Source organism: Hyphomicrobium zavarzinii ATCC 27496, assembly GCF_000383415.1.
GTDB classification, from domain to species: Bacteria; Pseudomonadota; Alphaproteobacteria; order Rhizobiales; family Hyphomicrobiaceae; genus Hyphomicrobium_C; species Hyphomicrobium_C zavarzinii.
In genome coordinates this window covers 576,043-587,497 of the sequence record NZ_KB911258.1, presented here as the reverse complement: position 1 = coordinate 587,497, position 11,455 = coordinate 576,043, and the positions used below count along the sequence as shown (strand labels likewise).

At 65.9% G+C, this 11,455-nt stretch carries 9 protein-coding genes; 3 read left to right on the top strand and 6 right to left on the bottom strand.

What is annotated here, in order from left to right; all coding sequences use genetic code 11:
• Positions 1-150: 150 nt before the first annotated feature.
• From F812_RS0113985 to F812_RS0113970, 4 genes are all read right to left on the bottom strand, one after another.
• Positions 151-1,278, bottom strand: a complete 1,128-nt coding sequence (locus tag F812_RS0113985; RefSeq protein ID WP_020086614.1) for a DNA polymerase III subunit delta' — start codon at positions 1,276-1,278, stop codon at positions 151-153.
• A gap of 2 nt (positions 1,279-1,280) precedes the next feature.
• The gene (tmk, locus tag F812_RS0113980) at positions 1,281-1,907 is read right to left on the bottom strand and encodes a dTMP kinase (protein ID WP_020086613.1); all 627 of its coding nucleotides are present in this window, start codon (positions 1,905-1,907) and stop codon (positions 1,281-1,283) included.
• Positions 1,908-2,396: 489 nt separating this feature from the next.
• A complete protein-coding gene (locus F812_RS0113975) occupies positions 2,397-3,587 on the bottom strand; it encodes a D-alanyl-D-alanine carboxypeptidase family protein (protein WP_245257681.1) in 1,191 nt (396 codons plus the stop codon).
• 121 nt (positions 3,588-3,708) lie between these two features.
• A complete protein-coding gene (locus tag F812_RS0113970; protein WP_020086611.1) occupies positions 3,709-4,401 on the bottom strand; it encodes a hypothetical protein in 693 nt (230 codons plus the stop codon).
• A 349-nt stretch (positions 4,402-4,750) separates the two neighbouring features.
• Here F812_RS0113970 and F812_RS0113965 point away from each other — a divergent pair, with 349 nt between their 5' ends.
• Entirely contained in the window at positions 4,751-6,694 is a 1,944-nt protein-coding gene (locus tag F812_RS0113965; RefSeq protein ID WP_040498489.1) for an acyl CoA:acetate/3-ketoacid CoA transferase, read from the top strand.
• A gap of 69 nt (positions 6,695-6,763) precedes the next feature.
• On the opposite strand, the gene F812_RS0113960 is transcribed toward F812_RS0113965, so the two are convergent.
• Entirely contained in the window at positions 6,764-8,134 is a 1,371-nt protein-coding gene (locus F812_RS0113960; RefSeq protein ID WP_020086609.1) for an aminotransferase-like domain-containing protein, read from the bottom strand.
• A 94-nt stretch (positions 8,135-8,228) separates the two neighbouring features.
• Here F812_RS0113960 and F812_RS0113955 point away from each other — a divergent pair, with 94 nt between their 5' ends.
• Entirely contained in the window at positions 8,229-8,636 is a 408-nt protein-coding gene (locus F812_RS0113955) for a DUF983 domain-containing protein (RefSeq protein ID WP_020086608.1), read from the top strand.
• A gap of 85 nt (positions 8,637-8,721) precedes the next feature.
• A complete protein-coding gene (locus F812_RS0113950) occupies positions 8,722-9,651 on the top strand; it encodes an EamA family transporter (RefSeq protein WP_020086607.1) in 930 nt (309 codons plus the stop codon).
• Here F812_RS0113950 and F812_RS23945 read toward each other — a convergent pair.
• Entirely contained in the window at positions 9,575-11,365 is a 1,791-nt protein-coding gene (locus F812_RS23945) for a glucan ABC transporter ATP-binding protein/ permease (RefSeq protein WP_020086606.1), read from the bottom strand. The two genes, F812_RS0113950 and F812_RS23945, sit on opposite strands and share 77 nt — an antisense overlap.
• Positions 11,366-11,455 lie beyond the last annotated feature (90 nt).

The window sequence follows — 11,455 nt, the reverse complement described above, 5'->3', positions numbered from 1 at the left end:
ACCTCTTGGAGACTTGGTTGTCGCCGGGTTTCACTGGCCGATCGTTCACGCTGCCGAACGCGCGCGGACAAGCCGTCACATTCGGCCGGGGCGCATCGGCACTGACATGAACCGGGTCATCGTCGAGCGGGCCTTCACTGGTAAAACCGTTCACGTGCGCGCGGCCGCCTCAAGGCGGGTAAATACGTCGAGGATCAGGGCCTTCCGGTCGAGGTTGAGGGCCGCCGTCTCGGCTTTGTCCGCGGCCACTCTTTCCCATAAGCCGGCCCAGGTGGCAAGCCGAGCGGGGCCGATCAACCGCCGCGCAAGGGCAATTTCGGCCGGATCCCCCTCGCCCCGGGCCTCCGCGTTGACGAGACGGGCCACCCAGTCGGTCAAAAGCTCGAAGAAGAGCTCGTAGCGCTGGTCGGCCGCCTGGCTGGACAGCTCGTCCCCCAGCGCGTGGACGGCACCCCAATCCACCGTGGGCAGACCGCTCAAGATAGCGGAGATGCGGTCGTGGAGCGCGAGCCCCTTGGCAGCGTGCAGCGACAGGACACGGCGCACGCTTCCGCCCGAGAGGCGCGCCAGCCGTTCCCATTCCGAGGGGGTGGGGGCGCCGCCCGATACCTCCTCCCCGCTCGCCGCGAAGGCCTGGGTCACGGCGCGGCGCAGAGGCTCCTCCGCCAGCGGGGCCAAATCGAGCGTGCGCACGCGCGAGCGGATCGTGACGAGAAGGCGTCCCGGAGCCGACGAAATGAGAAGGAACACGGTGCGCGGCGGCGGCTCCTCGAGCGACTTCAGGAGCGCGTTGGCGGCCGAGATGTTGAGCTCGTCCGCACGATCCACGATCACAACGCGCCAGGCGTCGTCATCTGTGGTGCGGCCGAGGAAGGTCTTGAGGCGGCGCACCTCGTCGACCGGGATGCTCGCCGGGAAGCGCTTGCCCTTCTGATCGTAGGCGCGGCGGATGACGAGCAGGCCCGGATGGGAGAGCGCGAGAACCTGGCGGAAAGCGCGCGTCTCCGGCGCGACGTCGAGGGTCCCGGGCGTTCGCTCGGCGGGATCGGCCAGCACGTAACGGGCGAAGCGATAGGCGAGCGTGGCCTTGCCGATGCCTTCCGCGCCTGCGACCAGCCAGGCGTGATGCATGCGGCCGGATGCGAACGCGGCTTCGAGCATGTGCTCGGCGGCCTCGTGGCCATAGACGCGCTGGGTGGCGCGCGGGTGCGGAAAGCCTTCGAGGCGATCGGCCTCGGGCAGCTCCTCGATCTCCTGGACGGCTGGAGCGCGGGCCATCGCTATGGGGCCTTCACAAGGAAACGCTCCGCGACCGTCCGCCAGATTTCCCCGGCGATGGTGTCGGGATCGCGATCGGCGTCGATCAGGAGGCAGCGCGCGGGCTCGGCGCGGGCGATCTCGCGAAAGCCCTCCCGCAAGCGGCGATGGTAATCTGTGCTCTGCGCGTCGAAGCGCGAGAGGGCTCCGCGGGCCTCCGCCCGCTTCAGGCCGACCTCGGCGGGAAGATCCATCACGAAGGTGAGATCCGGGACCGTGGGCGCGACGGAATGGCTCTCGATGGCGCCGATGAGGTCTCGCGGCACGCCGCCGAGAAGACCCTGATAGACCCGCGTCGAATCGATGAAGCGATCGCAGACGACCCACGTTCCATGGTCCAGCGCCGGACGGATCAGCTTGCCGACGTGCTCGGCGCGTGCCGCCGCGAAGAGCAACAGCTCCGTCACGGGCTCCGGCGAAGAATCGAGCACGAGGGCGCGCACGCTCTCGCCCAGCGGCGTGCCGCCGGGCTCCCGCGTCACCACGGTCTCGATACCGCCGTGGCGCAGCCGTTCGGCCAGCCGAGCCACCTGGGTCGACTTGCCGGAGCCTTCGCCGCCCTCGAATGTAATGAACAGTCCACGTGCCATGCGGCGGAGACTAGTGGGTCGCCGCCCGAGATCAAGCAAATCCCCGCAGCTCATGCCTGGCGGTGAAGAAATGGACACCACAAGCACCTCACCCTGGATGACCGGGTCGAGCCCGGCCATGTTATGAGGGGCGATGCGGGGCTATGGCCTGAATGGCGCCCCTACGTTACACGTTTCTGGACCCCGATCTTCATCGGGGTGACGGAGAGTTTTGGCAACGCGGTCCTACAAGACGTCGCGTCTCGCGAAACAAGCGTCATCCCGGCGCAGGCCGGGATCCAGAGGCGCTGCGGATGTTCCGCCAATCGTGTGGTCGCGCGAGCCGCGGGTGGCTCACGTCGACCGGTCCCAAGATCAAAAGACGTAGTCGCAGGCCCCGTTCGAGCCATGATGTAGACGTAAAACGCATTCGCCACGCCCCCTCCGCCATGGCTGCCCGCAGAGGCGGCCATCCACCGGCCACCTTCACCCGCGCATCCCGACGAAAAATCAGAGCTTCACAAGGCGCAAGGCCAGATGGAGGAGTGAGTCCACGCCGCGCCACATGAACCCGGCCTCGTCGACGTCGATTTCCGCGTAAAGCGGCGTCTCGCTCACGGCGATGGGCTCCGGACTGCCGGGAACCGTGCTGGTGACGCGGAACATGGCCACCTGATCGCCCTTCCGGACCGGCGGCTTCAAGGGACCCTGATAGACGATCTCGCCGCGGATCTTCTGGTTCACCGGGAACTTCGGCAGGATGACCTCGAGATCGCCCTCGCCGGTGAGCGGCACATAGAAATCGGTGCCGCCCCAGACGCGCGCATAGCCGATCGCCTCTCCGGCGTTGAACAGCTTGGCGCGGGCGACACTCTTCGCCCCCCACTCCAGCATGCGCCGCGTCTCGTCCCGGCGGTCCTTCTCGTTTTCGAGGCCCATGATCACGCCGATCAGGCGGCGTCCCTCGGTCACAGACGACACGACCATGCCGTAGCCCGCCTGCGAGGTGTGGCCCGTCTTCATGCCGTCGACGCCGATATCGGCAGAGAGAAGCGGATTGCGGTTGTAGAACTTGTGCTTGCGATACTGAAACTCGCGCTGGCCGAAGACTTTGTACTGCTCGGGATACTTCTTGATGATGTAGCGGGCGAGCAGCGCGAGCTCGCGCGCCGTCATCAGGTGCTCGGGGTCGTGGAGACCGGTCGAATTGCGAAAGGTGGATTTCGGCAAGCCGATGCGCCGCGCCTCGGCCTCCATCATCTTCGCGAACTCCGGCACGGAGCCCCCCATCCCTTCCGCGACGGTGATGCAGGCATCGTTGCCCGACTGCACGACGATGCCCTGGATCAGCTCGCTGATGGGCGTCTTGTTGTGGATCGGAATGAACATCGCCGAGGTGCCCGAGGGCGCGCCGCCGGTGCGCCAGGCGTATTCGCTGGTCTGGAACTCGTCCTCCGGCTTGAGCTTGCCCTCCTTCAGCGCCTTGAACAGCACCGCGAGCGTCATGAGCTTGCTCATGCTGGCGGGAGGAACGAGCTCGTCGGCCGATTTCTGAAAGATGATGGAGCCCGAATCGTAATCCATGAGGATCGCGTTCGGCGCCTTGGTGGTGAAACCGCCCGACTGCTGGGCGTTGGCAACGGACAGTAACGCCGGCAGCAGGCCAAGCAGCACTGCGGCAACCGTCATCATCCGTGTCATGAGCAGGGTCCTCGCCGGAGGGGCAAACCGGCGTTAACTATGGCGCCCCCCGGCCGCGAGTCAATGCGTGGGAGCCCCTAGAACGGTCTCGCGTTTTTCGGAGCGCGCACGGGCACTTGCCTTACTGCGACGTCGCGTTCGTGGAGGTCTGCCAATCCTTGGCGTTCATCGAGATGGTGCCCGACTCGAACGCGCGGGCGTCGTAGAACGGCAGGAGGCGCTCGAAGCTGACGGAAATCGGCTTTGCAGGCGTGGACGTGCCGAACAGAGTGTTCTTGCTCTCGGCCTGTGTCACCGTCAGGGTGAATTCGTAGGGTCCGACCTCGCGAATGATCTGCTCGGGCTTCTCTTCCTCCCCCCGGGTGTAGAACAGCAGCGACTCCGTGCGGCTCGTGCGCCCGGCGAGCGAGATGGGCGCGAAGCCCGTGTAGCTGCGCGTGCGGGTGCGATCCATCGACCAGACGCCGAACTCGGCGGCGTAGAAGTGCTTGGTCTGTTTGGTTCTCGGATCCGTCACGGCGAGATCGAGCTGCAGGACGGTGCCCGTCTCCGCGCCGTCGTTGGTGATCGTCACGGGGATCGAGATCATCTCGAAATTGGTGTTGGTATAGGGCGCGGCGTAATAGATCACGCGCGGCACGAACACCTGAAGGTCGGCACTCTTGAGGGACGTGTCCCACAGGCTGTAGCCCGAAAACAGGACAGCGACCGCCGATAGCACCGTCGCGCCGAGGCCGCCGGAAAAGCGTGTCGCATTTTCGACGGCGATATCCGAGCCGTCCTGAACGCCTTTTGCTGCAGTACGAAATACCATGTTCTTCCCCCAAGACGTGCGGATGGCCGCCGGCCATTCTCGATGCCGGTGCAGCGCGTGCGCTGCCTCCGGCCCCCTGACGGTCGCATGGTCAAACCAGCAATCCGGCGAAGGTGTGGCCCGCCGCGATCATGGTGCAGTGCAGCGCATCGTTAATGGGGAAATGGGGGTGGGTAGGTCCCAACACCACCCCTTAGTGTAGGACGATTGGCAGCGTCGCCAGACCATTGCCCGGCGTTTTGCGCGTGCCTATACCACAGCCTCACAAATCGAGCATTCCACCGGCTTTCCAAGCGACCCTGCTTCCTGGAAAGTGCGAAGAGTGGAGGCCTTGGGGGAAACGAACGAGATGCACAGAAACAAGGTCATTTCTGCCGACGAAGCCATCGCCCGCATCAAGGACAACGACGTCATCGCCACGACGGGCTTTGTCCAAAGCTGCATTCCGGAAATGCTGCATGCCGCGCTCGAGAAACGGTATGTCGAGACGAAGGCGCCTCGCGATCTCACCCTCATCATGTGCGCGGGTGCTGGCGACAGCAAAGGGCTGGGCACCGGCCGCCTGCATCACGACGGACTTCTGAAACGCGTGATCGCCGCCAACTTCGGCCGCATGCCGAAGGTTGCGCAGGCCGCGCAGGACAACAAGATCCAAGGCTACAATCTTCCCCAGGGCGTCATATCGAAACTCTACCGGAGCTGCGCTTCCGGAAGCCCGGGCCTCTTCACGCGCGTCGGCCTTCACACCTACGTCGACCCGCGTCTCGGCGGCGGCAAGGTCAACACCGTCACCAAGGAAGACCTGGTGAAGCTGGTCGAGGTCGATGGCAAGGAGTGGCTGTTCTACAAGGCGACGCCGATCAACGTCGCGCTCATCCGTGCGACCAGCGCCGATCCGCTCGGCAACCTCAGCATGGAGAAGGAGTGCCTGACGCTCGACGTGCTGGCGCAGGCGATGGCCGCGCACAACAACGGCGGCGTCGTCATCGCGCAGGTCGAGCGGCTCGTCGCCGACGGCTCGATCAAGCCGAAGGACGTGAAGGTGCCGGGCATTCTCGTCGATTGCGTCGTGGTGGCGGATCCGCCCGAGATGCATCGCATGAACTACGGCGTCATGTACGATCCCGCGCTCGCCGGCGAGGTGCGCGTCACCGTCGACAGCCTGCCGAAGATGGAGCTCGACGAGCGTAAGATCATCGCGCGCCGGGCCGCGTTCGAGCTGCCGCCGAACGGCGTCATCAACCTCGGCGTCGGCGCGCCGGACGGCGTCGCGAACGTCGCCAACGAGGAGAAGGTTACGCCGCTGCTCGTCATGACGACGGAAGCGGGCGCGGTGGGCGGCGTGCTCGCGGGCGGATCGAGCTTCGGCTCATCGGCCAACGCGCACTCGATCCTCGATCAGAACCAGATGTTCGACTTCTACCACGGCGGCGGTCTCGATCTCACCTGCCTCGGCATGGCGGAGTGCGACAGCCTCGGCAACGTCAACACCTCCAAGTTCGGCGGCAAGCTGAACGGCTGCGGCGGCTTCATCGACATCTCGCAGAACTCGCGCGCGGTGGTGTTTGCCGGAACGTTCACGGCGGGTGGTCTCGAAGTCGCTGTCGAGGACGGCAAGCTCAAAATCGTCAAGGAAGGCCGCGCACGCAAGTTCGTGAAGCAGGTCGAGCAGGTCACCTTCTCCGGCACCTACGCCGCGCAGAAGGGGCAGCCCGTGATCTATGTGACGGAGCGTTGCGTGTTCCTGCTCACGGATCACGGCCTCGAGCTGATCGAGGTTGCTCCGGGCATCGACATCGATCGCGACATCCTTCCGCACATGGCTTTCAAGCCGCATATCCATCGGCCGATCACGATGAACCCTGCGCTCTTCCGCGACGAGCCGATGGGTCTTTTGGCGGATCTGCTCAATCTCAACCTCAAGGACCGCATCAGCTACGACGCTGCCCTCAACGTTCTCTCGATCAACCTCGAGGCTTGGAGCGTGCGCAAGAAGGCGGATGTCACCGACCTTCAAAAGGCGATCATCGACGCGTGCACGGCCGCGGGCCGCCGCGTCAACGCCATCGTCAACCAGGACGGCTGCCGGATCGCGGAAGACCTTTACGACGAGTACGCCGACATGGTGGCGTATGTGAGCAAGCACCACTATGCGCGCATGGCCCGCTATGCGACGAGCGTGATCACGCGCACGAAGCTGCAGGACGCGCTGCGCCGCCGTGGCCTCGAAACGCGGGTCTACGAGAATGCGGACGAAGCCTACAAGGTGATCGAAGAAGCGGTCGCCTCGTAACGCGCATGCCGGAACCGAGAGAGGGCTCGCCTGATTGGCGGGCCCTTTTTTATTGTCCGCCGCGAGACTTCACACCACGGCCTCGCCGGGCGCGCGTGCATTGAGTGCCTCGGACAGGATTTCGAGCGCCTTGGCGAGTTGCATGCGGTTGCGCGCGGCGCCGAGCGCGATGCGAATGGCGTTGGGGGCGGGACCGTCCACGGCGAACGCTTCGCCTGTCACGACGGCGAGGCCTCTCCCATGGAGATGCGCGGCGAAGCCCGCTGCGGACCAGCGATCGGGAATGGGCAGCCATACGTGATGACCGTTCGGATGCGCAGTGAAGGGGTGGCCTGCGAGTGCGTTTCGCGCCAGCGTCTGGCGCTCTTTCGCTTCAGTGCGGATCGCGGCGATGATCTCGTCCGCCGTGCCGTCCCGCAGCCATCGCGTCACGACCGCAGCCATCAGCGGGGCGGGCATCTGCACGGTGGCGCGCAACGTCGTGCAAAAGCGCGCCGCGATTGCGCTATCCGGCACGACGACAAGCGAGGTGCGGAAGCCCGGCGCGATGCATTTCGACAGGCTCGCCGCGAGGTACGCGCGCTCCGGAACGAACGTCGCCACCGGTGGAAGGCCCGGGCAGAGAAACGTATAGGGATCGTCCTCGATCAGGGTGAGCCCCCGCTTGCGGACGACCTCGGCAATGCGCGCCCGGCGCTCGGCCGGCATGGTGGTGGTGGTCGGATTGTGGATCGTCGGCATCAGGTAGACGACCTTGGCCGCGTGCTCGCGCGCCGCCCGGTCGAGGGCTGCCGGCTTCAAGCCGTCGGCATCGCTCTCGACGCCGATCAGCGTGATACCTGCCACGGCGGCTGCGGCCTTGAGGCCCGGATAGGTGAGCCGCTCTGTGAGCACGGCACCGCCCGTGGGAACCAGCATCTGAAGCAGGCAGAAGAGTGCCGGTTGCGTGCCCGGTGCGATGACGAGGCGGTCGGAGCCGACGGCGGGGAAAAGACGATGCAGCCATTCCGCCGCCACCTGCCGCTCGGCCGACGTGCCGCCGGGCTGCTGATACGTGAGATAAGCCGCTAGGCTCTGCTCCGCCCGGATCTCGGACAGGGCCTTGGCCAGACGGCCGTCGAGATCAGCCTCTGCCGGTTGCGGCGGTAGATTCATCGACAGGTCGATGCCGGGAGATGCGGGCGCGCGAAGCGTGCCCGGGCGCGACCTGACGAACGTTCCGCGGCCCACGCGCGCTTCCGTCAGGCCCTGGCGCCGTGCTTCCGTGTAGGCGCGCGTCACCGTTGTCAGGTCCACGCCCAGCGCCGTCGCAAGCGCCCGATGCGTGGGGAGCGCCTGTCCTTGATGAAGGCGGCCGGAGGCAATGTCATCCGCCAGCGCATTGACGATGCGCTGGTAGAGCGGACCTTGGCGGTCGGAGATTGTAGGCGTCCAATCCATACAAGTGGGTCATATCGCGCGTTGCGAACCCATACAATCCGCATTAAACATCGAAAATCAATAGTTGAAAAATCGACCAGCGGGAGGTCTCGGGATGACCACGTCAGAACCGTCCATGCAAGTGGCGTTGATGCGCGGGGCAACCTGCAAGTGTCCGCAGTGCGGCGACGGACGCCTGTTCGGCAAATTCCTCAAGGTTGTTCCAAAGTGCGATAGCTGTGGCGAAGAGCTTTATCACCACCGCGCCGACGACATGCCGGCCTACATCGTTATGTCGATCGTCGGTCATATCGTCGTGGGACTGGTGATGTGGGCCGAGTTCACGTATGCGCCGCCTGTGTGGGTTCACTGGGCGCTGTGGCTGCCGCTCACCCTCATCCTGACGCTCGCGCTCCTGCAGCCCGTGAAGGGCTTCATCGTGGCGCTGCAGTGGAAGCTGCGCATGCACGGCTTCGGCACCAGCCGAGCAGCACTCGCGCCCGTGCGCACGCAGGCCTCGTAAGGCGCTCAATCCTGCGCGCGATGGGAGCTAGGTTCAAAAGCCCATCGCGTCGCGTTTCGCGATCCTTCTCGAAAGCCCCCATTCGGTGAGCGCCCAGCCCGACAGCCTGTCCTGGCGCCACGCGCTCCTCGCCCTGGCGGTGACGGCCGTGTGGGGATCGAACTTCGTCGTCATCCACGCCGCGCTCGAGCATCTTCCGCCGCTGCTGTTTGCGGCGTTGCGATTTGCCTTCTCGCTTCTGCCGGCGGCGCTCTTCCTCAAACGTCCCGCGGTTCCCTGGCGCAATCTCGCGGCCTATGGACTGCTCGTCGGCGCTGGCCAGTTCGGCCTTCTCTACATCGCCATGAACGGGCACATCACGCCCGGCCTCGCCTCGCTCGTCGTTCAGACGCAGGTGTTCTTCACCATCGGGCTCGCGACGATGATCAGCGGCGAACGCGTTCGTCCCTTTCAGGTTCTGGCGCTCATCGTGACGCTCGCTGGCGTCGGGATCATTCTTCATCACACCGACAAGACGACGACCGCGCTGGGGCTCGGGCTCGTGCTGGTGGCCGCCGCAGCGTGGGCCGGCAGCAACATCGTGGTGCGGGCGACGCCCAACGCGGACATGCTCGCCTACGTGGTGTGGGCGAGCCTCTTCGCCGTGCCGCCGCTGCTCGCCTTCTCGCTCGCGTTCGAGGGCTGGCCGCAGATCCGCGCCGGCCTTGCTTCGGCGGACGCCGCCACGTGGGGCGCCGTGCTCTGGCAAGCCATCGGCAACACGCTCTTCGGCTATGCCATGTGGGGCTGGCTGCTGTCTCGCTATCCAGTCGCGGCCGTCGCTCCGATGGCTCTGATGGTGCCGGTATTCGGAATGGGGTCGTCGGCGCTGGTGCTGGGCGAACCGCTGCAGAGCTGGAAGCTTCAGGCAGCCGGTCTCGTGATGACGGGTCTTGCGATCAACCTGCTGTGGCCGCGCCTCCGGGCGCGGCTTGCTGCGGTGACGTCTCTTCCTCTGCCGCCTTCGGCACGGTGAACCCGCCTTCCGTCACCATCCGGGCGAACAGCCCTTTCCCTGCCGCCAGTGTCTCGAAGCGTCCGCGCTCGACGATCCGGCCCTGATCCAGAACCAGGATTTCGTCGGCGTTGGCGACGGTCGAGAGGCGGTGCGCGATGATAAAGGTGGTGCGCCCTTTCCGCAGGCGGTCCAGGGCGCGTTTGATACGCGCTTCGGTCTCCGCGTCTAGCGCGCTCGTCGCCTCGTCGAGCACGAGGATCGGCGCATCCTTCAAGATGGCGCGGGCGATGGCGATGCGCTGACGCTCGCCGCCGGATAGCGCGACGCCCCGCTCGCCGATCACGAACCCATAGCCGCCGGGCTTGCGCGCGATGAAGTCGTGCGCCTCCGCAAGGCGCGCGGCGGCTTCCACCTCTGCGAGCGACGCGCCCGGGCGGCCGATGGCGATGTTGTCGCCGATGGAGCGATTGAACAGGCCCGCATCCTGAAACACGACGGCGATGGACTGGCGGAGCGAGTGCAGCGTGACATCCGCGATGTCGTGGCCGTCGATGAGGATGCGCCCCCGGTCGGGCGCCCTCAGCCGCATGAGCAGCGAAAGGGTCGTGGATTTGCCGGATCCGGTGGGCCCGACGAGCGCGATGGTCTGGCCCGGCGCGGCCGTGAGCGCTATGCCGCCGACGCCCTGCTCGGTCCCCGGAAAGCGGAAGCTCACATCCTCGTAGCGCACCTCGCCGTTCACTTGCGGCAGCGGCGGGGCGCCCGGCTTCTCCGCGATGCCGTCCGGCTCGTCGATGAGGGCGAAGTAACCCTTGAGGACGGGGGCCTGACGATGGATCGCGGTGATGAAGCCCGAGATCTGATCGAGCTTCGAGATGAGAAGGTTGGCGAAACCGACGAACGAGACGATCTCGCCGACGGACAGCTCTCCGCGTCCCGCGAGCACGGCTCCCATTGCGAACACCGCGACCATCGTGATGGTGGCGGCGGCGCGCTGCAAGACAGTGAGGATGCCCCACCAGGTGAGCACGGGATACTGTGCGGAGAGCAGGTCGCTCATGACGGCGCGCATGGCGTCCGTCTCCGCCTTGAGGCGCGCGAAGCTCTGCACCACCGTCACGTTGCCGATCACATCACCGACGCGCCCGTAGACAGCCGAGTTGTATTGCTCGACGTTGGCTTGCCCGGCCTTGGTCTTGCGCATGACGTAGGTGTTCATGACGACATAGGAGACCGCGAGCACAGCCAGGATGGCCGCCATGCGGATGTCCATGCCGATGGCCGTCGGCACCAGCAGGACGATGCCCGCGACTGCGGTCAACTGCTCGCGCATGGCGCCGAGCCACAGCCAGAACAGAGCATCTGTGCCTTGCAGGATGGAGCGAACCACCGCGCCCGAGCCGCGCTCGGCGTGATAGCCCTGCGGCAAGGTCATGGCCCGCTCGAACGCCTCCGCCATGGCCGCGAGGTGGCGGCGATGCGCGAGACGGTCGGCGAACACGGCGACCACGACGCTTGCGAGGATCCCGAACAGGCCCAGCGCCGCCCAAAGCGCGATCGTCGGAAACGCGGCGTCGCCGCGCGAGAGGGTGTCGACGACGCGGCCGAAGAGGATGGGCTCGGCGAGCTGCACGAGGCCTATGGCGACGGACGCGACGGCAAGAACAACGGCGAGCGTCTTCTCGGCTGCGAGCATGCCGAGCGCGCGCTGGTAAAGGCGGATGAGGTCCATCTGGCGTCGAGAAATCCCCTGTGCCGTCCGCTTTGTGCGGCAGCACATCTTAGACGGGGATCACCCAGGGTGGAATTGCGGCATTCGTGC

What these genes read in the sequence shown, in the direction of transcription:
- tmk (WP_020086613.1), bottom strand. Translation starts at nt 1,907, where the DNA reads ATGGCACGTGGACTGTTCATTACATTCGAGGGCGGCGAAGGCTCCGGC.
- F812_RS0113970 (WP_020086611.1), bottom strand. Translation starts at nt 4,401, where the DNA reads ATGGTATTTCGTACTGCAGCAAAAGGCGTTCAGGACGGCTCGGATATC.
- F812_RS0113960 (WP_020086609.1), bottom strand. Translation starts at nt 8,134, where the DNA reads ATGGATTGGACGCCTACAATCTCCGACCGCCAAGGTCCGCTCTACCAG.
- F812_RS0113985 (WP_020086614.1), bottom strand. Translation starts at nt 1,278, where the DNA reads ATGGCCCGCGCTCCAGCCGTCCAGGAGATCGAGGAGCTGCCCGAGGCC.
- F812_RS0113965 (WP_040498489.1), top strand. Translation starts at nt 4,751, where the DNA reads ATGCACAGAAACAAGGTCATTTCTGCCGACGAAGCCATCGCCCGCATC.
- F812_RS0113955 (WP_020086608.1), top strand. Translation starts at nt 8,229, where the DNA reads ATGACCACGTCAGAACCGTCCATGCAAGTGGCGTTGATGCGCGGGGCA.
- F812_RS23945 (WP_020086606.1), bottom strand. Translation starts at nt 11,365, where the DNA reads ATGGACCTCATCCGCCTTTACCAGCGCGCGCTCGGCATGCTCGCAGCC.
- F812_RS0113975 (WP_245257681.1), bottom strand. Translation starts at nt 3,587, where the DNA reads ATGACACGGATGATGACGGTTGCCGCAGTGCTGCTTGGCCTGCTGCCG.